The organism is Aeromonas enteropelogenes (genome assembly GCF_020097295.1).
Classification (GTDB): Bacteria; Pseudomonadota; Gammaproteobacteria; order Enterobacterales; family Aeromonadaceae; genus Aeromonas; species Aeromonas enteropelogenes.
Genome location: NZ_CP083625.1, coordinates 1,548,082 through 1,569,337 on the forward strand (window position 1 = coordinate 1,548,082; position 21,256 = coordinate 1,569,337).

General features: G+C 63.0%; 19 protein-coding genes. 10 read left to right on the top strand and 9 right to left on the bottom strand.

Going from position 1 to position 21,256, the window contains the following annotated elements; all coding sequences use genetic code 11:
- Nucleotides 1–39: 39 nt before the first annotated feature.
- The gene (locus LA321_RS07280) at nucleotides 40–1,554 is read right to left on the bottom strand and encodes a YifB family Mg chelatase-like AAA ATPase (protein ID WP_042072582.1); all 1,515 of its coding nucleotides are present in this window, start codon (nucleotides 1,552–1,554) and stop codon (nucleotides 40–42) included.
- A 384-nt stretch (nucleotides 1,555–1,938) separates the two neighbouring features.
- Between LA321_RS07280 and ilvG the strand changes: the two genes are divergently transcribed.
- From ilvG to ilvA, 5 genes are all read left to right on the top strand, one after another.
- Complete coding sequence (gene ilvG, locus LA321_RS07285) at nucleotides 1,939–3,585, top strand: acetolactate synthase 2 catalytic subunit (protein ID WP_042072580.1); 1,647 nt, start codon at nucleotides 1,939–1,941, stop codon at nucleotides 3,583–3,585.
- Nucleotides 3,582–3,833, top strand: a complete 252-nt coding sequence (gene ilvM, locus LA321_RS07290) for an acetolactate synthase 2 small subunit (protein WP_005306810.1) — start codon at nucleotides 3,582–3,584, stop codon at nucleotides 3,831–3,833. Before ilvG ends, ilvM begins: the two co-directional genes overlap by 4 nt.
- 12 nt (nucleotides 3,834–3,845) lie before the next feature.
- Nucleotides 3,846–4,790, top strand: coding sequence for a branched-chain amino acid transaminase (locus LA321_RS07295; protein ID WP_042072579.1), 945 nt, complete (start codon nucleotides 3,846–3,848; stop codon nucleotides 4,788–4,790).
- A gap of 146 nt (nucleotides 4,791–4,936) precedes the next feature.
- Nucleotides 4,937–6,778, top strand: coding sequence for a dihydroxy-acid dehydratase (gene ilvD / locus LA321_RS07300; RefSeq protein ID WP_042072578.1), 1,842 nt, complete (start codon nucleotides 4,937–4,939; stop codon nucleotides 6,776–6,778).
- A 104-nt stretch (nucleotides 6,779–6,882) separates the two neighbouring features.
- Nucleotides 6,883–8,403 (top strand): threonine ammonia-lyase, biosynthetic, encoded by a 1,521-nt coding sequence (ilvA, locus tag LA321_RS07305; protein ID WP_042072576.1) that lies wholly within the window; start codon nucleotides 6,883–6,885, stop codon nucleotides 8,401–8,403.
- Between the two features lie 43 nt (nucleotides 8,404–8,446).
- Here ilvA and LA321_RS07310 read toward each other — a convergent pair whose 3' ends face one another.
- Nucleotides 8,447–8,899 carry an HPP family protein gene (locus LA321_RS07310; RefSeq protein ID WP_042072574.1) on the bottom strand — a complete coding sequence of 151 codons (453 nt, stop codon included), beginning with the start codon at nucleotides 8,897–8,899 and terminating at the stop codon, nucleotides 8,447–8,449.
- A 75-nt stretch (nucleotides 8,900–8,974) separates the two neighbouring features.
- Here LA321_RS07310 and LA321_RS07315 point away from each other — a divergent pair, with 75 nt between their 5' ends.
- Together LA321_RS07315 and ompA are read left to right on the top strand one after the other, a co-directional pair.
- Nucleotides 8,975–9,541, top strand: a complete 567-nt coding sequence (locus tag LA321_RS07315; protein WP_042072573.1) for a TetR/AcrR family transcriptional regulator — start codon at nucleotides 8,975–8,977, stop codon at nucleotides 9,539–9,541.
- 124 nt (nucleotides 9,542–9,665) lie between these two features.
- A complete protein-coding gene (ompA, locus tag LA321_RS07320; protein WP_042072571.1) occupies nucleotides 9,666–10,793 on the top strand; it encodes a porin OmpA in 1,128 nt (375 codons plus the stop codon).
- Between the two features lie 63 nt (nucleotides 10,794–10,856).
- Here ompA and LA321_RS07325 read toward each other — a convergent pair whose 3' ends face one another.
- The 7 genes from LA321_RS07325 to LA321_RS07355 form a co-directional block, all read right to left on the bottom strand.
- Nucleotides 10,857–11,891 (bottom strand): YeeE/YedE thiosulfate transporter family protein, encoded by a 1,035-nt coding sequence (locus LA321_RS07325; RefSeq protein WP_042072570.1) that lies wholly within the window; start codon nucleotides 11,889–11,891, stop codon nucleotides 10,857–10,859.
- Nucleotides 11,892–12,187: 296 nt separating this feature from the next.
- Nucleotides 12,188–12,832, bottom strand: coding sequence for a LysE family translocator (locus tag LA321_RS07330; RefSeq protein WP_042072568.1), 645 nt, complete (start codon nucleotides 12,830–12,832; stop codon nucleotides 12,188–12,190).
- A 110-nt stretch (nucleotides 12,833–12,942) separates the two neighbouring features.
- Nucleotides 12,943–13,764 (bottom strand): AraC family transcriptional regulator, encoded by an 822-nt coding sequence (locus LA321_RS07335; RefSeq protein ID WP_042072567.1) that lies wholly within the window; start codon nucleotides 13,762–13,764, stop codon nucleotides 12,943–12,945.
- 66 nt (nucleotides 13,765–13,830) lie between these two features.
- The gene (gene rarD / locus LA321_RS07340) at nucleotides 13,831–14,733 is read right to left on the bottom strand and encodes an EamA family transporter RarD (RefSeq protein ID WP_042072565.1); all 903 of its coding nucleotides are present in this window, start codon (nucleotides 14,731–14,733) and stop codon (nucleotides 13,831–13,833) included.
- A gap of 125 nt (nucleotides 14,734–14,858) precedes the next feature.
- On the bottom strand, nucleotides 14,859–15,029 hold the full coding sequence (locus LA321_RS07345; protein WP_167335337.1) for a hypothetical protein: 171 nt from the start codon (nucleotides 15,027–15,029) through the stop codon (nucleotides 14,859–14,861).
- Between the two features lie 125 nt (nucleotides 15,030–15,154).
- Nucleotides 15,155–16,651: an aldehyde dehydrogenase gene (locus tag LA321_RS07350; protein ID WP_042072564.1), complete on the bottom strand. Its 1,497-nt coding sequence runs from the start codon at nucleotides 16,649–16,651 to the stop codon at nucleotides 15,155–15,157.
- 122 nt (nucleotides 16,652–16,773) lie between these two features.
- The gene (locus tag LA321_RS07355) at nucleotides 16,774–17,316 is read right to left on the bottom strand and encodes a cupin domain-containing protein (RefSeq protein WP_026456339.1); all 543 of its coding nucleotides are present in this window, start codon (nucleotides 17,314–17,316) and stop codon (nucleotides 16,774–16,776) included.
- Nucleotides 17,317–17,501: 185 nt separating this feature from the next.
- Here LA321_RS07355 and LA321_RS07360 point away from each other — a divergent pair, with 185 nt between their 5' ends.
- From LA321_RS07360 to LA321_RS07370, 3 genes are all read left to right on the top strand, one after another.
- The gene (locus LA321_RS07360) at nucleotides 17,502–18,833 is read left to right on the top strand and encodes an aspartate aminotransferase family protein (protein WP_042072563.1); all 1,332 of its coding nucleotides are present in this window, start codon (nucleotides 17,502–17,504) and stop codon (nucleotides 18,831–18,833) included.
- Between the two features lie 76 nt (nucleotides 18,834–18,909).
- A complete protein-coding gene (locus tag LA321_RS07365; protein WP_042072561.1) occupies nucleotides 18,910–20,406 on the top strand; it encodes a CoA-acylating methylmalonate-semialdehyde dehydrogenase in 1,497 nt (498 codons plus the stop codon).
- An 82-nt stretch (nucleotides 20,407–20,488) separates the two neighbouring features.
- Nucleotides 20,489–21,217, top strand: coding sequence for a glutamine amidotransferase-related protein (locus LA321_RS07370; protein WP_042072560.1), 729 nt, complete (start codon nucleotides 20,489–20,491; stop codon nucleotides 21,215–21,217).
- Nucleotides 21,218–21,256 lie beyond the last annotated feature (39 nt).

Genomic DNA, 21,256 nt, shown 5'->3' on the forward strand with positions numbered 1-21,256 from the left:
AAGACCACGGACAGGCCCTTGGTGAGACGCTTCCTCAGCTCAGCCGCTGCGCAGCCTGGAGAGCAGCCGGTCCATGGCACGATAGCCGAGCGCCTCGATCAGGTGCTCCTTGCCGATGATAGGCTGCCCCGCCAGATCGGCGATGGTACGCGACACCCGCAGGATGCGGTGCCAGGCCCGGATGCTGAGCCCGAGCTTCTGGATGGCGTTCTCCAGAAATTCGGCATCCTGTGACGATAATCGGCAAATGTCTTCGATTTCACGGCTATCAAGCAGGTTGTTGAGCTTGCCATTGCGACTCAGCATGCGCTCGCGCGCCGCCAGCACCCGCTCGCGGATCTGTTGGCTCGATTCCCCCCGCTCCGCCTTGCCGGTCAGGCTCCCCTTGGGCAAGAGCGGCACCTCCACCGTCAGGTCGAAGCGGTCGAGGAAGGGGCCGGAGAGCTTGCCGAGGTAGCGCAGGATCTGATCCGGGCTGGAGCGGGTCTGGCCATCGCCGTAGTGGCCGCAGGGGCTGGGGTTCATGGCGCCGACCAGCTGGAAGCGGGCGGGAAAATCCACCTGACGGGCGGCCCGGCTGATGGTGATGTGGCCCGTTTCCAGCGGCTCGCGCAGGGAGTCGAGCACCTTGCGCTCGAACTCCGGCAGTTCATCCAGAAACAGCACCCCGTTGTGGGCCAGGGATATTTCGCCGGGCCGCGGGTGGCTGCCGCCGCCCACCAGCGCCACTGCCGAGGCGCTGTGGTGGGGCGTACGATAGGGCCTGTGGTGCCAGTGACCGGCGCGCGGGGTGAGACCGCCGATGGAGTGGATGGCGGCGGTCTGCTGCGCCTCCTGCTCGCTCAGCGGCGGCAGAATGCCGGGCAGGCGGCTCGCCAGCATGCTCTTGCCGGTACCGGGCGGGCCGATGAACAGTAGGTTGTGGCTGCCGGCGGCGGCGATCTCCAGCGCCCGCTTGGCCTGGGACTGGCCGATCACGTCCTGCAGGTCCGGCACGTCGGGCAGGCTCTCCGCGCTCTGGGGATCCGGCAGCGGCAGCTCATACTGACCCGCCAGCCAGGCGGTGACGGCCAGCAGCTGATGGGCGGTGCGCACCTCGGCGTCCTGGATCAGCGAGGCTTCCGGGCCGTTCTCTCGCGGAACCAGCAGGGTGCGACCCGCATCGCGGCAGGCGAGCACGGCGGGCAGCACACCGAGCACGGGGCGGATCTCGCCGGTCAGGGCCAGCTCCCCCAAAAATTCGTGATCAAGCAGGTATTTTGCGGGTATCTGCTTGGAAGCTGCGAGAATACCGATGGCGATAGCCAGATCGAAACGGCCCCCCTCCTTGGGCAGATCGGCGGGGGCCAGATTGACCGTGATGTGCTTGCTCGGGAACTCGAAATTGCCGTTGAGCAGGGCGCTGCGCACCCGATCCCGCGACTCCTTCACCGAGGTTTCCGGCAGGCCCACCATGTTGAAGGCGGGCAGACCGTTGGAGAGGTGCACTTCCACCGTGACTTGCGGGGCCGCTATTCCCAGGCTGGCACGGCTATAAACCACAGCTAATGACATAAATCCCGTCCTTGGTTTGATGTATATGCTGGTTAACCGTTTTTTATTAGTTTTTTGTTCCAATTGACGCGATTGGACTCAGTGAAAATCAGAGTCTTGTCAGGCAAAAAACGCTTGCCCAATAAAATTCACCGTGCTAGTTCTAATAGCCATTCGCGGTAAAAACCGCCCCAATTTCACAGGATTTCCGGTTGTAACTATGAACATGGCCTCCCGTTTCGTCAGCATTATTGTGGTCCTAGTGGTGATTATTATCTCACCGCTCGGGGCTCGTTTAGCTGCACGGAACAAGGGATAGACCCACCACCGGACAGAACGAAACAAGCGACCCCCGAGCCTCACGGCCCGGGGGTTTTTTTTCGACCAAAGGACAGGATTTTCCAGATGAACGGCGCGCAGTTTTTGGTACAGGCTCTCAAGAAACAGGGTGTGACCCAGGTGTTTGGTTACCCGGGCGGGGCCATCATGCCGGTCTACGATGCCCTGTATGACGGCGGTCTGGCACACCAGCTCTGCCGCCACGAGCAGGGGGCCGCCATGGCGGCGGTGGGCTTTGCCCGCGCCTCCGGTCAGGTGGGGGTCTGCATCGCCACCTCGGGTCCGGGCGCCACCAACCTGGTGACCGGCCTCGCGGAGGCGCTGCTCGACTCGGTACCGCTGGTGGCCATCAGCGGCCAGGTGCCCTGCGCCGCCGTGGGAACCGATGCGTTCCAGGAAGTGGACGTGCTCGGCATGTCTCTCTCCTGCACCAAGCACTCCTTTATGGTGACGGACGTGGCGGATTTGCCTCAGGTGATTGCCGAGGCGTTCGCCATCGCCAGTGAAGGGCGCCCCGGCCCGGTATTGATAGATCTGCCTAAGGACGTGCAACTGGCCGAGGTGCCGGCCCAGAGTCCGCTGTTTGCGGTGGCGGAGCCCGAGCATCTCAATCCGGCCGAGCTGACGGCCGCTCGCACCCTGCTGGCCGCCGCCGAGCGCCCGGTGCTCTACGTCGGTGGCGGAGTGGGGATGGCCAACGCCGAGCAGCAGCTGCGCGACTTTGCCGTCGCCACCGGCATGCCTGCAGTCACCACCCTCAAGGGGATAGGGGCGCTCGATCCCGACAGCCCCGTTTATCTGGGCATGCTCGGCATGCACGGCACCAAGGCCGCCAACTATGCGGTGCAGCAGTGCGACCTATTGCTGGTGGTGGGCGCCCGTTTCGATGATCGGGTGACCGGCAAGCTGGAGGAGTTCGCCCCCGAAGCCAAGGTGATCCACCTGGATGTGGACGCCGCCGAGTTTGGCAAGCGCCGCGCCGCCGAAGTGGGCATCACTCAGGATCTCAAACAGGTGTTGCCGCGTCTCGCCATGTCCCTCTCCATCGATCCCTGGCGTGAGCACTGCGCGAACATGGCCCGCGAGTACGCCTTTCGTTACGACCATCCCGGCCAGCCCATCTATGCTCCGGCGCTGCTCAAGCAGCTTTCTGCCAGGTTGCCGGAGAGCAGCGTAGTGGCCTGCGACGTGGGTCAGCACCAGATGTGGGTGGCCCAGCACATGCGCTTCACCAGCCCGCGCAACCACCTCTCCAGCGCCGGTCTCGGCACCATGGGCTTCGGTCTGCCCGCCGCCATCGGCGCCAAGATGTCGCGCCCCGAAGATGAGGTGGTGCTGGTGAGCGGCGACGGCTCTTTCATGATGAACGTGCAGGAGCTTGGCACCATTCGCCGGGCCCAGCTCAAGGTGAAGATGGTGTTGCTGGACAACCAGCGCCTCGGCATGGTGCGCCAGTGGCAGGAGCTGTTCTTCGACGGCCGCTACAGCGAGACCATCCTCTCCGACAATCCCGATTTCGTCGCCCTGGCCGCCGCCTTCGGCATCCCAGGCGAGACCATCACATGCAAGGAGGAGGTCGCACCTGCGCTTGACCGCCTGCTGGCGAGTGAGAGCGCCTATCTGCTGCATGTGGCCATTTCAGAGGAAGAAAACGTCTGGCCCCTGGTTCCGCCAGGAGTCGCCAACCACCAGATGATGGAGCAACGCCCATGAGTCAGTTCAATACCTTGCAAATCCATGCCCAGCCCAGACCCGAAGTGATGGAGCGGGTGCTGCGGGTGGTGCGCCACCGCGGTTTCAACCTCTGCGCCCTCAACATGGAGCAGGATTGCCAACAACTGCGGATCACGGTTACTGTCGAGTCGGTGCGTCCCATCCAGCAGTTGTGGAGCCAGCTGGTCAAGCTGGTGGACGTCTCCCGGGTCGATGCACTGGAACAGCAACCCCGGATCAGAGCTTAAGGAGCCAAGCCAATGTCACAGCCTTCCCAATCCGCCACTCATCCCCAATACATTTGGTTCAACGGCAAACTGGTGCCCTGGCAGGATGCCCAGGTGCACGTGATGAGCCACGCCCTGCACTACGGCTCCTCGGTGTTTGAGGGGGTTCGCGCCTACCACACCCCCAAGGGGACCTGCATCTTCCGTTTGCAGGAGCACACCCGCCGCCTGTTCGACTCCGCCAAGATCTACTGGATGGAGGTTCCCTACAACGAGGCCGAGATCAATGAGGCCTGCCGCACCGTGGTGCGCGAGAACGGCCTGAAAAGCGGTTACCTGCGCCCGCTGGCTTTCATCGGTAACGTGGGCCTTGGCCTGCATCCTCCCAAGGATGCCAAGGCCGACGTGATCGTTGCGGCCATTCCCTGGGGCGCCTATCTGGGGGAAGAGGGACTGAAAAACGGGGTGGATGTGTGCGTCACCTCCTGGAACCGGCTCGCTCCCAACACCATTCCCACCGGTGCCAAGGCGGGCGGCAACTATCTCTCCTCCCAGCTGATCAGTCGCGAGGCCAAGCGCAACGGCTTCGCCGAGGGGCTGGCGCTGGACGTGAACGGTTACCTGAGCGAAGGGGCGGGAGAGAACCTGTTCCTGGTGAAGAACGGCGTGCTGTTTACCCCGCCCGCTACCGCGGCCATTCTGCCCGGCATCACCCGCGACACCATCATGACGCTGGCCCGTGACTTGGGATACGAGGTGCGTGAGCAGGCGTTGCCCCGTGAGGCTCTGTATGTCGCAGACGAGATCTTTATGACCGGCACGGCAGCCGAGGTGACGCCGGTGCGCTCCGTCGATCGCATGCAAGTGGGTGCCGGTTGCCGCGGTCCGGTGACCGAGCAGCTGCAGAACGCCTTCTTCGGCCTGTTCAACGGCCAGACCGAAGACAAGTGGGGCTGGCTGACCCCCGTCAACGACTGATGAGAGAGGGGAGGTGTCATGCCTCCCCGAGTCGCTTCCGGTCAGGGCACTGCGCTGTGCCCTCACCAGGATCGATTCCCGATCCGAGAGTCACTTTTTCATTTCCAAAGATAATGAGCCCGCTGGGCATTCAGGGAGTAGAGACAATGCCGAAGTTGAGATCCGCCACCACCACCCACGGACGTAACATGGCCGGGGCCCGCGCCCTCTGGCGTGCCACCGGCATGACCGATCAGGATTTCGGCAAGCCCATCATCGCCGTGGTCAACTCCTTTACCCAGTTCGTACCGGGCCACGTCCACCTCAAGGATCTGGGCCAGCTGGTGGCCCGCGAGATCGAGGCCGCCGGCGGCGTCGCCAAGGAGTTCAACACCATCGCCGTGGATGACGGCATCGCCATGGGCCACGGCGGCATGCTCTACTCCCTGCCGTCGCGCGAGCTTATCGCCGACTCGGTGGAGTACATGGTCAACGCCCACTGCGCCGACGCCATGGTCTGCATCTCCAACTGCGACAAGATCACCCCGGGGATGCTGATGGCCGCCCTGCGCATCAACATCCCGGTGATCTTCGTCTCCGGCGGCCCGATGGAAGCGGGCAAGACCAAGCTCTCCGATCAGATCATCAAGCTGGATCTGGTGGACGCCATGATCCAGGGCGCCGACCCCAAGGTCTCCGATGCCCAGAGCGAACAGGTGGAGCGCAGCGCCTGCCCCACCTGCGGCTCCTGCTCCGGTATGTTTACCGCCAACTCCATGAACTGCCTGACCGAGGCGCTTGGCCTCTCCCAGCCGGGCAACGGTTCGCTGCTGGCGACCCACAGCGACCGCGAACAGCTGTTCAAGCTGGCGGGCCAGCGCATCGTCACTCTGGCCAAGCGCTGGTACGAGCAGGACGATGCCTCGGCACTGCCGCGCAACATCGCCACCAAGGCGGCGTTCGAGAACGCCATGGCGCTCGACATCGCCATGGGCGGTTCCACCAATACCGTGCTGCACCTGCTGGCTGCGGCTCAGGAGGCGGGCGTCGACTTCACCATGGCCGACATCGACCGCATGTCGCGCAAGGTGCCGCAGCTGTGCAAGGTGGCGCCCTCCACCCAGAAATACCACATGGAAGACGTGCACCGTGCCGGCGGCGTCATCGCCATCCTGGGCCAGCTGGAAAAAGCGGGTCTGGTGCACGGCGACGCCCGCAACGTGCTGGGCACCTCGCTGGTGGAGCTGCTGGCCGAGTATGACGTCAGCCGCCAGCCCAGTCAGGAGGTGGTGGACTTCTACCGCTCCGGCCCGGCTGGCATCCGCACCACCAAGGCGTTCAGCCAGGATTGCCGCTGGCCGGAGCTGGATCTGGACCGCGCCGAGGGTTGCATCCGCTCGCTGGACAACGCCTACAGCCTGGAGGGGGGCCTGGCCGTGCTCGCCGGCAACCTGGCGCTGAATGGTGCCATCGTCAAGACCGCCGGGGTGGACGAGGAGAACCTCACCTTCCGTGGCCCGGCCCGGGTATTCGAGAGCCAGGACACGGCGGTCGCCGGTATCCTGGATGGCACAGTCCAGGCAGGTGAAGTAGTGGTGATCCGCTACGAGGGTCCGAAAGGGGGCCCCGGCATGCAGGAGATGCTCTACCCCACCACCTATCTGAAATCCATGGGCCTCGGCAAGGCGTGTGCGCTGATCACCGACGGCCGCTTCTCCGGCGGCACCTCGGGTCTCTCCATCGGTCACGTCTCGCCGGAGGCGGCCTCTGGCGGCACCATAGGTCTGGTGGAGGATGGTGACATCATCAACATCGACATCCCGGCTCGCAGCATGGTGCTGGAGGTGGCCGACAGCGTGCTGGCCGCCCGCCGCGTCGCCGTCGAGGCCCGTGGCTGGAAGCCGCTCGATCGCCAGCGTCAGGTCTCCTTTGCCCTGCGCGCCTACGCCATGTTTGCCACCAGTGCCGACAAGGGCGCGGTGCGCGATCGCACCTTGTTGGGGGAATAAAGATGAATTCCAATATGAACTATGAGCAGTCGACCCGACTGGTCGGTCTTTGCGCCGACAAAGGGGTGATGTGGCGCGATCGCTCGATGCTGGGGGAATAAGTCATGGTCTCTGCGGCGGATTATCTACGCAAGGTGTTGCTCTCCCCCGTCTACGAGGCGGCGCGGGTCACCCCTTTGCAAACCCTGAAGAAACTCTCCGAGCGGCTCGGCAATCACGTCAGCTTGAAGCGGGAGGACCTGCAACCGGTCCACTCCTTCAAACTGCGCGGCGCCTACCACAAGATCGCCACCCTGACCCAGGAGCAGAAGGAGCGCGGCGTCATCGCCGCCTCTGCCGGCAACCACGCCCAGGGGGTCGCCCTGTCGGCCGCCAGGCTCGGCATCAAGGCGATCATCGTGATGCCCAAGACCACGCCGGACATCAAGATCGATGCGGTGCGCCGCCAGGGCGGCAACGTGCTGCTGTTTGGCAACAGCTTCGACGAGGCCTACGGCGAGAGCCGCCGTCTCGCCGAGTTGGAGGGCTACACCCTGATCCCGCCGTTTGACGACGTCGAGGTGATCGCCGGGCAGGGCACCATTGGCAAGGAGCTGCTGGAGCAGGATACCCATCTCACCCACGTCTTTGTGCCGGTGGGGGGCGGTGGACTGGCCGCCGGGGTGGCGGTCTACATCAAACAGCTGCTGCCGGATGTGAAGGTGATCGGGGTGGAGGCGGAGGGCTCCGCCTGCCTCAAGGCCGCGCTGGCGGCCGGTGAGCCGGTCAATCTGGAGCGGGTCTCGCTGTTTGCCGACGGGGTGGCCGTCAAGCGCATCGGTGAGGAGACCTTTCGCCTCTGCAACCAGTATCTGGACGAGGTGGTGACCGTCTCCAACGACCAGATCTGCGCCGCGTTGAAAGACATCTTCGACGACTGCCGCGCCATCGCCGAGCCGTCGGGAGCCCTGTCGCTGGCCGGTCTCAAGGCCTACAGCGAGCGGGAGCAGGTGAAGGGTGGCCGGATGGCGGCCATTCTGTCCGGCGCCAACGTCAACTTCCACAGCCTGCGCTACGTCTCCGAGCGCTGCGAGATTGGCGAGAAGCGCGAGGGCATGCTGGCGGTGACCATCCCCGAGCGCAAGGGGGCCTTCCTCGACTTCTGCCGCAATCTGGGGCCGCGCATGGTGACCGAGTTCAACTACCGCTACGCCGATGCCGAGCAGGCCTCGCTGTTCGTCTCGGTGCGCCTCAGTGGCGGTGACGAGGAGCTCGGCCAGATCATCGATCAGCTCGGCGGCAACGGTTATCCGGTGGTCAACATGACCGAGAGCGAGCTGGCCAAGAACCACGTGCGTTACATGATTGGCGGCCGCCCGGCCCGGCCCCTCGGTGAACGTCTCTACAGTTTCAAGTTTCCGGAGCAGCCGGGCGCCCTGATGCGCTTTCTCGAGACCCTCGGCTGCCGCTGGAACATCAGCCTGTTCCACTACCGCAACCACGGCGCCGACTATGGCCGGGTGCTGTGCGCCTTCGAGCTGCCGGACGAGGATGTGGCGTCTTTCCACGACTACCTGCACGAGATTGGCTACGGCTGGAAAGAGGTGAGCGACGACCCCGCCTACCGGCTGTTTCTGGCTAGCTGACGGCAGAGCAAAACAGAGGGAGGCGTCAGCCTCCCTTTTTCATTCAGGACATTTGCGGGCGAGGCCGCCTGAGCCACTGAAAACCGTAGGCCAGCGCCATCAGCAGCAGGGTGCCGGGCAGCACAGTCTGCCACAGGAAGGGCAGGTCCAGTCCCGTCATCAGGATCAGCAGAGGGTTGGCGCCCGCCGGAGGGTGGATGATATCCAGCTGTTGCATCAGGGCGATGGCCAGCCCCACCCCCAATGCCATCTGCAGCTCCACCGGCAACGGCAGCCAGGAGACGGCCAGGCCGACACAAGCCGCCAGCAGGTGGCCACCCAGCACGTTCTTCGGGCGAGCGAGAGGGCTGTGGGGCAGTGAAAACAGCAGCACGCAGCTTGCCCCGAAAGGCGCCATCACCAGCGCCGCATGCCAGCTGAGGTTCATCCAGCCCAACAGGCCGATCGCCAACGCCGCCCCGCTTCCCGCCCATAGTGAGCCATACCATCTTGTCATTGCAGTTCCCTCTTGGTTTGTCAGTCGTGATTAGGCACATTAGGTAGACAGATCGGTGTACTTCAAGAGGCAATCATGAGTGAAAAGCGTCAGCAACTGGTGGAGACGGCCTATCGCCTGTTCAACCGCCATGGCTTTCATGCCACCGGTGTGGATCGCATCTGGGCCGAAGCAGGCAGCACCAAGCGCACCCTCTATCGCCACTTTCCCACCAAGGACGCGCTGATCGAGGAGGTGCTGATCTCCCGTGACCGGGAGTTCTTCGCCCTGCTCGACCAGAGGCTGGCCGGGCTAACGGGGCGCGAGGCTCGCCTGCAGGCGCTGTTCGACGGCTTCGGGGAGTGGTTCGGCCGCAGCGATTTCTATGGTTGCAACTTCATCAACGCCAGCGCCGAGTTTGCCGACCCGCGCCATCCGGTGCGCAAGCTGGTGGTGGCCCACAAGCAGGCGCTGCTGAACTGGGTGATGCACCGGTTCGACTGCAATCTGGCGCAGGCCACCGGGCTTTGCCTGCTGCTGGAGGGGGCCATAGTGATGGCGCACAGCTATCAGCAGCCGCCGGCGCTGGAGCAGGCTCGTGCGCTGGCACAAGCCATTTTGGTCGACGATGCGGCGATAATGCAGCCAAGTTCACACTCCTGACTTGCTGGCCATTTGAGGCTTCTTCGGGATGGGATACCCTGAGTGGCGGCGAGGCCGCCTGACGGCTTCACACAGGGAGAGTGCGCACTCAGGCGCCCATAACGACTTATTGCAGAGGCTAAAAATGAAAAAATCGATGCTTGCCGTTCTGGTCAGTGGTTTGCTGGCAACGGGGGCGGTACAGGCTGCCGCCCAGGACAACACCTGGTATGTCGGTGGCAAGGCCGGTTGGTCCAACTTCTATGGCGTTGACTACGACCAGCAGGTCAAGGAAGTGCTGGATGCGGTGGATGCCAACGAGAAGGGGAACGAACTTGGCCTTGGCGCCTTTGCTGGCTATCAGCTGAACCAGAATGTGGCGTTCGAATTTGGCTACGACTGGCTTGGCAAGTACAAGGTGGATCAGCACTACTCTGGCAATGGCATCAATGCCGGACTGGAAGGTGAAGCCAAGGCCCAGATGCTGCAGGCCACCATGAAGATTGGCTTCCCGGCCACCTCGGCGCTGGATATCTATGGCCGTCTGGGGGGCGCCTATGCCTGGACCGAGAGTTCACTCGATGCCTGGATCAGCGATGGGACCAATTCAGTTTCCGGTTCGAGCAAGGGCAACAAGTATCACGGTGCCGCCTTTGTCGGGGCGCTGGGTATCGAATACGCCATCGACAAGGATTGGGCCGCCCGCCTCGAGTACCAGTACACCACGCCGCTCGGCAAGACCTCGCTGGATGAGTCCGGCATCGAGCTGGACAACGGCCTGCTCTCCGTCGGCATGCTCTATCGCTTCGGTCAGGTCGGCGATACGGTCGCCGCGCCGGCACCGGCCCCCGTGGTTGCCGAACCCGCTCCCGTGGTGGCGCCCAAGACCTTCAGTCTGAGCTCTGACGTATTGTTCGAGTTCAACAAGGCAACCCTGAAGCCGGAAGCCAACCAGGCGCTGGACAACCTGTTCAGCCAGATAGTGGCGGCCAATCCGAAAGACGGGGAAGCCACCGTCGTGGGCTATACGGATCGCATCGGTTCCGACACCTACAACCTCTCCCTCTCCGAACAGCGTGCAAGAAGCGTGGCCAACTATCTGGTCAGCAAGGGCCTGTATGCCGACAAGGTGCGGGTCGAGGGGCGTGGCAAGGCCAATCCGGTGACCGGTGACAGCTGTGCCAGCCAGTCCCGGCAGCAGCTGATCGCCTGTCTGGCACCGGATCGTCGGGTAGAAATCCATCTGGAAGGAGTCTCCCAGCCGGCGCAGTAACAACCGCAGAGACGACAACGGGAGGCCTGGCCTCCCGTTTTTTATGGTGTTTCGTGTGGCAGATCAGAGCCCGAACAGCGGCCGCAGGCGGATGCCGATCAGGCTGCCGGCGAGGGCCATCAGCATCCAGACCCAGCCGTGCAGGCTGCCCGACGCCGTGCCATCGAAGAAGCCGCCCAGGTTGCAAGCGCTGTACATGGCCCCCATGCCCATTAGCAGGCCGCCGAGAATGGCCGCCATGCTGTTGCCGAGGCGGATCGGGGCGAAGTTGCCGCCACCGCTGATGCAGCGTGCCAGCATGGCCCCCAGGATGCCGAGCCAGAACATGCCGACCATGGGGTTGATAAACAGCGGCTGGGCCAGTTTCGGGTTCCCCTCGAACAGGCCGAACAGGGAGGCGCCGCGTAGCGCCATGTCATAGACGGCGCCGGTGATGGTCCAGGCCGAGCCGTGCAGGGCGACCACGCTGGAGTTGAGCAGGGCGATGAGGATGCCGCCGGTCAGCACGGTGAAACGACCGTCACGCCAGAACAGGTTGCCGCCGCTGAAGATGGGCTTGATCTCGCCGGTGTACTGCCGCTCGCTCTTGCGAAACAGCAGGAACAGCACGGCGACCAGCGCCAGGTTGAGCAACATGCCGCTCCAGAGGTTGCCGGTCAGATCCTTGGCCAACACGACCTGACTGGAGAAGGTGGCCTCCAACTCGGGGCGGAACTGGTTGCTGATGAGGGTGCCGATGCCATAGCAGAGCAGCACCAGCCAGAAGCGGGGTTGCCCCTCGCCACAGCAGTAGAGAGTGCCGGTGGCGCAGACGCCTGCCAGCTGCATGCCGATACCGAACAGGAAGGCGCCGACGATGAAGGGAATGCCGATAGCCATCACGTTGCCCACTATGGCATCACCAAACAGGGCGTGGCTGAAGGAGAGAAAGGTGGTGAACAGCAGGATCTCGATGGCGATAGTGAGCAGGTGTACCCGCACGTAGTAGCTGTTGCGCTTGGTCAGCATTTCACGCCAACCGAAGACGATGCCGAAGCGGCTGAAGGAGAGGGTAAAACCGAAACCGAATCCAATCAGGGCCATCAGAGCCCATTTCATACCAAAGGTGTTGCCTAGCCAGAGTAACGCTCCCCCCGCGATTGCCACGATGGGGAGCGACCATTTTCGATTCATGATGTTGTTTCCTATGTGTCATGGAAGATAGCCGAGCATCCTATTCCTCCACGACAAATGGGGCCAGCTCTGATTGGAGCTTTGCGTTGAAAGTGAAAAGAAAACCCCATCCAGATCAATTTACTGTGCGGCTTGCTCGCAGGGTGAACAGCAGAGTGGGGCTAGTCTGCCGACATGGTGCACAGCAGGGGCCAGCACGACAGGGGGCGGCGCTTCACTGATCAGGAGAAGGCGCGGGAGAGTTCGCCCAGCATGCCACCCAGGATGGAGAGGCTGACGGCGCCAAACAGCAGGCCGGTCACCAGGTTGAGGGGGCGCTGAACCCGGCCGAGCAGGCGTTGTGCCCGGACGGTGGAGAGACTCCAGGCCAGGGCTCCGAACCAGAAGAGCGACAGCAGGAACAGCTCCAGCACCAGCAAGCCTCGGGTCAGGCCGTCCACCTGGGGCGTCACCATGGCGGCCAGCAGCCCCATGAAGAACAACAGCGCCTTGGGATTGAGCAAGTTGGTGGCCAGGCCGCTCTGCACCCCCTTGCGCCAACCGGCGCGCTCGCCACCGGCCTTGAAAGCCAGCTCACCCGCCCCTTGCCAGGCGGCCATCAGCGCCCCCCAGCCGAGCCAGCCCAGATAGAGGGCGCCGACCATCTTCACCGCCATGAACAACCAGTAATGCTCGGCGATCAGCAAGCTGATGCCGGTCAGGCTCAGGGTGGCGTGCAGCAAGATGGCGAGCGCGATACCGAGGGCCGCGCCAAGGGCAGTGGGCCTGTGCAGGCTGGTGCGCAGGATCAGCGCGAAGTCGGGGCCCGGGCTCGCCAGGGCAACGAGATGGATGAGACCTATGGTCAGAAACAGGCTGGTAAACATGGGCATAACCTCAACGACATGATGAGGTCACAGGATGAAGGAAGCGGGGCCGGTTTGATTGTAAAAGATTGCACCGATCGTCGCGGATCAGTCCGTGCCAGTGGCCGTCATCAGTCCGGTACGACTGAGACGGGGCGCATCTGCTGGCGATATTCGGCGGGGGTGAGGCCGAAGGCCTGCCGGAACCCGTGGTGAAAGTGGCTCTGATCGAAGAAGCCGACCGCGAGCGCCACCTCGCTCACCGGCAGGCCGCTGCCGAGCAGGCGCTTGCTTCGCTCCAGCCGCAGTCGCTTGAGCCAGGCGTAGGGGGTCATGCCAGTCTTCTTCTTGAACTGGCGCAGGAAGGCGAAGCGATCCAGCCCGAACAGGGCGGCCAGATCCTCCAGGCTGTGGCGCTCGTCCAGCCGGGCCAGCAGATGGTCGCGCAGGTATCTGAGCTGGGTATCCGCCAGGGCGTGGCGTTCGGGGGCGAGATGCAGCAGCTCGCCGAGTAGGGCCAGCAGCTGGCTCTCCGCCAGCAGGCCGTCAGGTTCGGGAGCCTCGCCCAGATACATGTGCAGGCGGGCGAAACCCAGATAGAGGTCGGGGCGGCTCTGCAGTCCCTTGTCGAAGAAGGGTTCAGGGCTGTCCGGCAGCCAGATGGCCAGTTGTTCGGGGGCGATGGCGAACACCCGCACCTCGTACCCTTCCGGCAGCAGGCTCAGGCCGTCGTGCATCTCGTCCGGGTTGACGGTGGAGAGCTCGCCGCGCACCAGGTTGTGGCTGTTGCCCTTGTGGATGAATTTCTGGCCGCCCTGCTGCACCAGACCGATGTGATAGTCGAGGTGAACATGGCGGCCATAGCTGAACTCCCTGTGGTGGGAGTGGGAGAGTTCAACCCCCGGCAGCAGCCGGGATTGCCAGTAGTGGATGCGGGAGTGGGGTGTGCTCATCGTCTATTGATAACCTGAAAGCCGGCTCAAGGCTTGTAGATTATTGCAGCGCGACGAGCCATACCATCAATCCTGCTGTGTCACCGGCCGGCGGCTGCCGCTGCGCAGCCCGTCCAGACTGAACAGCACCAAGGCGCTCCAGATGAAGGCGAAGGTGACCATCTTGTCCAGCGCCAGCGCCTCGCCGTACAGGGTGACTGCCAGGATGAACATCAGGCTGGGGCCTATGTACTGGAAGAAGCCCAGGGTGGAGAGCTTGAGCCGGGTCGCGGCGGCGGTGAAGCAGAGCAGGGGGGCCGTGGTGACTACGCCGGCGGCGATCAGCAGCAGATTCAGGTGCCAGCTGTTTTCGGTCATATGGCTGGTGGGGCTGTCCGCCACTCCCCACAGATAGAAGGCGGCCGGGGGCAGCATGATCAGGGTCTCGATCAAGAGGCCGGTGAGGGCGTCGAGGGCCAGTTTCTTGCGAATGAGTCCGTAGATGGCAAAGCTCGCCGCCAGCACCAGGGCGATCCAGGGCAGGGAGCCGAACGCGATGATCTGGATGGCGACGCCGATCGCCGCCAGCCCGACCGCCCACCACTGCAGGCGACGCAGCCTCTCGCTCAGAAACAGCATGCCGAGCAGCACGTTGAACAAGGGGTTGATGTAGTAGCCGAGGCTGGCATCCAGCATGTGGCCGTTGTTGATGGCCCAGATGAACAGCAGCCAGTTGCCGCCAACGGTCACCGAGGTGAAGGCCAGGGTGAGCAGCACCCTGGGCTGGCGCAGCACCGCCTGTACCTTGTGCCACTGGCGGCCGAGCAGGGTCAGCACCATCAGCAGGGCGCAGGACCAGATCATGCGGTGGGTCAGGATCTCGGCGGCCGGTACGGCCGAAATCGTCTTGAAGTAGATGGGGGCCAGGCCCCAAAGGGTATAGGCGCACAAGGCGTAGATGACGCCCTGGCGCTGAATTTGTTGCTGCATGCGGATAACCTTCACTGGAGAGTCGGATGCGAGAACGCATCGCAAAAAACCAGTGTAGCGATCCTTTAGGAGGGACAGAAGCGAATAAATGGGGAAAGATGGATGGTGACGATATGTTTTAACGTCTAGCGGCCACCGCGCCGGATCTTGTCGACGTCTCGCAGCAGCCACAGCATCAGGGCGATGGCCGAGATCCAGGGGCCCCAGGTCACGTAGGCTTCACCATGTCCCAGTGCGAAAAACAGCAGGGGTAGGCCGATCACCAGAAACAGTACACTTCCCAGAAAAAATAACATTTTTATCTTAATATTTAACGACTTGCCTGTTTGATAATTATATCGATTGAGACGTGCGATGAAAGGGGAAAAATGAAAAAGGGGGTTTTAACCCCCTTTTGCGAAGATGGAAGCTGTTTCTGCGATTATTCCAGCTGGATCCAGGTACTTTTCAGCTCGGTATATTTCTCCAGCGCATGCAATGACTTGTCGCGCCCGTTGCCGGACTGCTTGAAGCCGCCAAACGGCATTGTCATGTCGCCGCCATCCCAGTTGTTGACGAACACTGTGCCTGCGCGCAGGGCGCGGGAGCCCTTGACCGCCTTGTTGAGATCCGCCGTCCAGATCGCCGCGGCCAGGCCGTAGTCGGTGTCGTTGCCAAGGGCGATCGCTTCCTCCAGGGTATCGAAGCCGGTCACCGCCAGCACGGGGCCGAAGATCTCCTCGCGGAAGATGCGCATCTCTGGGGTCACCTCGTCGAAGATGGTGGGCTCGATGTAGAAGCCGCCGCTCTCCTCATTGGTGCGCTTGCCTCCCAGCAGCAGTTTGGCCCCCTCTTGCTGGCCGATATCGATATAGCGCAGCACCTGCGCCATCTGGATGTCGTCCACCATGGCACCGATGCGGGTGGTGGGGTCGAGGGGGTTGGCGGAGATCCACTCCCGGGCGTGGGCCAGCAGTCGCTCCATGAATTGCGGCTTGATGCTGTTTTGCACCAGCAGGCGGGAGGCGGCGGTGCACACCTCGCCCTGGTTGTAGAAGATGGCGCCGGCGGCGCTTCGGGCGGCGGCGTCCAGATCCGGCACGTCCGCCAGTATGATGTTGGGGCTCTTGCCGCCGCACTCCATAAAGGCGCGCTTGAGGTTGGACTTGCCGGAACACTCCACCAGATGCTTGCCGATTTTGGTGGAGCCGGTGAAGGTGATGCAGTCCACGTCCATGTGCATGGCCAGCGCCTCGCCTACCGTGTGGCCAAAGCCGGGCAGTACGTTGAACACCCCGTCCGGAATGCCCGCCTCTTTGGCAATGCCCGCGATGCGCAGGGCGGTGAGCGGGGATTTTTCGGAGGGTTTCAGGATCACCGAGTTGCCGGTGGCCAGCGCCGGACCCAGCTTCCAGCAGGCCATCACCAGCGGGAAGTTCCAGGGCACGATGGCGGCCACGACGCCGAGGGCCTCGCGGGTCACCAGCGCCAGCGCGGACTCCTCCACCGGGGCGACCTGATCGTAGATCTTGTCGATGGCTTCGGCGTTCCAGGCGATGCAGTTGGCGGCGGCAGGGGCATCGTAGCCCATGGCATCACCGATGGGCTTGCCCATATCCAGCGACTCCAGCAGGGCCAGTTCCACCAGATTGAGGCGCATCAGCTCGGCGAAACGCAGCAGGATCTGCTTGCGCTGTTTCGGCGACAGGCCGCTCCAGCGCTTGTCATTGAAGGCGGTGCGGGCAGCCTGCACCGCCAGTTCGGCGTCGGCGGCGTCGCAGGCGGCGACCTTGGTCAGCAGCAGGCCGTTGGCCGGATTGATGCAATCGAAGGTGGCGCCATTGATGGCGTCCCGGTAGCTGCCGTCGATGAAGGCTTGCGAGGGCAGGGTCAGGTGGGCGGCCTTGTGTTGCCACTGGGCCAGGGTCAGGTCACTCATGTTCACTCCTTGAACCGGTCTTAAGTCAGTTCCCGCGTATCAATATGCTAAACAACCCGCCACTTGTAAATCAATCTTGTAACAATTTCTTAAACACTGTTCCCTGCCGAGGAGGCCGTCGTTTAGAAGCTGGCGGGGGTGTTGGCCGAGATCAGCACGCACTCCTGCTCGCCCACGTTGCGAAACCGGTGCGGGGTGCGGCTGTCGAAGTAGTAGCCATCCCCGGCCGCCAGCAAGTAGATCTGCTCGCCCACCGTGACCTCGACTTCACCGCGGATGATGATGCCGCACTCTTCCCCTTCGTGGCTCAGCATGTCGTCACCGGTGTCGGCGCCCGGCGGCAGTATCTCCTGCAGCATGCCGATGGCGCGGTTGGCACGGCTGTGGCCCACCAGGCGGTAGCTGATGGGATGAGTGCCGAGATCCGGCATCTCATCGGCGCGAAAGACCACCTCGGAGTCCATTTCTGTCTCGTCGGTGAAGAAGCTGGCTAGGGACATGGGAATGCCTTCCAGCACCTTGCGCAGGGAGGCGACGGAGGGACTTACCTGATTCTTCTCGATCTGGGAGATGAAGCCGTTGGTCACGCCCGAACGTTTGGCCAGCTCCCGCTGGGAGAGGGCGGCCTTGGTGCGAACCGCCTTGAGACGGTGACCGATATCCATCGATAGACACTCCTTGCTGTTTACTATTATTAAATTTGTGTTAAATATCTTATACCACCCTGCTCATGCCATCTAGCCGGGGTGACACCGGACAGGGCAATAATGAGCCCTTTTTTAGGAATTCAGGTGTTTAATTTAATAGGCGATAGCCGAGAGTTGCTAAACACCTTAAGGATGAGGTGACCATGAAACCGATCAGCGACATCAATACCCCCTCCGACATGTCCGCCTTCTGGATGCCGTTCACCGCCAACCAGCAGTTCAAGGCGGCGCCGCGCATCCTGAAGTCGGCAGAGGGGATGTATTATCACTCAGAGGATGGCCGCAAGATACTGGATGGCACGGCCGGGCTCTGGTGTTGCAACGCGGGTCATGGTCGCCGCGAGATCGCCGAAGCGGTCTCCCAGCAGATTTCCCACCTCGATTTTGCTCCCACGTTCCAGATGGGCCACCCCCTGCCGTTCGAGCTGGCCAACCGGCTGGTGGAGATAGCCCCCAAGGGATTCGGCCACGTCTTCTATACCAATTCCGGGTCTGAATCCGTCGATACGGCGCTGAAAATCGCACTGGCCTGGCAGCGTGTCCGGGGTCAGGGGACCCGCACCCGGCTCATCGGCCGCGAGCGCGGCTACCATGGTGTCGGCTTTGGCGGCATCTCGGTGGGTGGCATTCCCGGCAACCGCAAATGGTTCGGTTCCCTGCTGACCGGGGTGGATCATCTGCCCCACACCCTCAACATCGCCAAAAACGCCTTCACCAAGGGACTGCCTGACGAGGATGTCACCCTGGCCGACGAGCTGGAGAAGATCGTCTTTTTGCATGACGCCAGCAATATTGCTGCAGTCATCGTCGAGCCCATCGCCGGCAGTACAGGCGTCATCATGCCGCCCAAGGGTTATCTCAAGCGCCTGCGGGAGATCTGCACCAAACACGGCATCCTGCTGATCTTCGACGAGGTGATCACCGGTTTCGGCCGCCTCGGCTCCCCGTTTGCTGCCCAGGAGTTCGACGTCATCCCCGACATGATCACCTGTGCCAAGGGGCTCACCAACGGCGCCATCCCCATGGGGGCCGTGCTGGTACAAAACCACATCTATGACGACATGATGGCGGCGGGCAAGGGGGCCATCGAGCTGTTCCACGGCTATACCTACTCGGGTCATCCGGTGGCTGCGGCCGCGGGCCTGGCGACCCTCGAGATCTACCGCAACGAGAACCTGCTCAGCCGCGCCGCCGATCTGGCGGGCTACTGGGAGGAGGCGGCTCATTCGCTCAAGGGCTGCAAGCACGTGAAGGATGTGCGCAACTATGGTCTGGTAGCGGGTATCGAGCTCGAATCCATGCCGGATGCGCCGGGCAAGCGTGCCTACGAGGTGTTTGTGCGCTGCTTCGAGAAGGGGGCCCTGATCCGGGTCACCGGCGACATCATCGCCCTGTCGCCGCCCCTCATCATAGAGCGCAGCCAGATCGACGATCTCTTTACCCTGCTGCAGGATGCCCTGCAGGCCCAGCCCTGATCCCGCCAATGGCCCCGCTTCGGCGGGGCCTTGAGCAGGTCGGGCGCACCCAGCCATTACCCATCACGGAGGATACATGACATACAGGGTCAGCAATTTTATCAACGGCGTACGTCAGGAGAGTCGCAGCGAACGCCAGGGGGCCATCTTCAATCCGGCCTGTGGCAAGCAGCAGGGAAGCGTGGGACTGTCGAGCGCGGCGGAGTGCCAGGAGGCCATCGCTGTGGCCCAGCAGGCCTTTTCTGACTGGTCGCAGACCCCACCGCTGGTGCGGGCGCGGGTGCTGTTTCGCTTCAAGGAGCTGATGGAGCAACACAGGGACGAGCTGGCGGAGCTCATCAGCCGCGAGCACGGCAAGGTCTTCTCCGACGCTCAGGGCGAGCTGACCCGGGGACTGGAGGTAGTGGAGTTCGCCTGCGGCATTCCCCATCTGCTCAAGGGGGAGCACTCCCTCAACGTGGGGCGCGGGGTGGACAGCTACTCCATGATGCAACCGGTCGGGGTGTGCGCCGGCATCACGCCGTTCAACTTCCCGGCCATGGTGCCGCTGTGGATGTTCCCGGTGGCCATTGCCTGCGGTAATACCTTTATTCTCAAGCCGTCCGAGAAGGATCCGTCCCTCTCCCTGCGCATGGCCGAGTTGCTCAAGGAGGCCGGCCTGCCGGATGGCGTGGTCAACGTGGTGAACGGCGACAAGGAGGTGGTGGACGTGCTGCTGACCGATCCGAGAGTCGGTGCCGTATCGTTTGTCGGCTCCACCCCCATCGCCGAGTACATCTACTCGACCGCTTCGGCCCACGGCAAGCGGGTGCAGGCGCTGGGCGGCGCCAAGAACCATATGGTGGTGATGCCGGATGCAGACCTCGAGCAGGCAGTTTCCGCCCTGATGGGGGCAGCCTACGGGGCGGCCGGGGAGCGCTGTATGGCCATCTCGGTCGCCGTGGTAGTGGGGGATGAAACCGCCGATGCGCTGGTGGCACGCCTCGCGCCGCTGGTGGAGAAACTGCGGGTCGGCCCGGGGCTGGGGCAGGCACAAGAGAACGAAATGGGCCCCCTCATCAGCCGCGAGCATCTGGCCAAGGTGCGCGGTTATGTTGATCAGGGGGTGGCCGAAGGGGCTCAACTGCGGGTCGATGGCCGTGGTCTGCAACATGAGGAGGGCTACTTCATCGGTGGCTGCCTGTTCGATCGGGTAAGCCCGGAGATGCGTATCTATCGGGAGGAGATTTTCGGCCCCGTGCTCTCCATCGTGCGGGTTCCCGATTACGAGACGGCGCTCAAGCTCATCAACGAGCACGAGTACGGCAATGGCACCGCCATCTTCACTTGTGACGGCGATACGGCGCGGGACTTCACGGCGCGGGTGCAGGTCGGTATGGTAGGGGTGAACGTTCCCATCCCCGTGCCCATGGCGTTTCACAGCTTTGGCGGCTGGAAGCGGTCTATCTTCGGACCGCTCAACATGCACGGACCGGATGGGGTGCGCTTCTATACCCGGATGAAGACGGTGACGGCACGCTGGCCCCAGAGTCTGCGCAGCGGTGCCGAATTCTCCATGCCGACCATGAAGTGACGTTCAGCCCCACTGCCATGGATTAACGCTTTGCCCCCGCAGGTCATGGATCTGCGGGGGCAACTTTGTAAAGGAATAACAGATGCGATTGGGTATTCTTGATTGTGACCGGCTGGATCCCGATCTGGTGGATCGTTTTGGCCCCGTTTACTCCGAGATGTTTATCAAGGGATTCCAGCCGCTGGCGCCTGAACTGGAATTTCGGGTCTGGTCGGCCCTCGATGGCGAATTGCCGGAAGATCTGCGCGAGTGCGATGCCTGGCTCATCACGGGATCCCGCCACGATGCTTACAGCGATGTTCCCTGGATCCAGGCACTACGCGACTGGATCCGTCGTGCTCACGACGCCGACGTCAAATTGGCCGGCGTTTGTTTCGGCCATCAGGTGATCGCCCAGGCGCTGGGGGGGGAGGTGGTGAAGTCTACCAAGGGGTGGGGGCTGGGGGTCTCGGTCCATCCCATGCTGGCTGATGCGCCCTGGATGGCGCCGGCGCGCGAGCAGATCCGCATCCTGGCTAGCCATCAGGATCAGGTCGCGCTGCTGCCTCCCGGAGCCACCCGGCTGGCGGGCAACGACTTTTGTCCCAATTTCATGTTTTTGCAGGGCGATCACATCGTCGCCATCCAGGGGCATCCGGAATTTTCGGTGGAGTACAACCGGGCGCTGATCGAGCGCCGGCGCGGTTTGCTGCCCGATGAACGCTATCAACGCAGCCTCTCCTCGCTGGAGGGGGAAGTGGATTCCGCCACCATGATGCAGTGGTTGTTGCAGTTTCTGGGGATCTTGCCGGTGCAGCCTGGTGAAGCCTGAGGCCGGTTTGTCAGCCACCCCCTTGGAGTGCTAGATTTT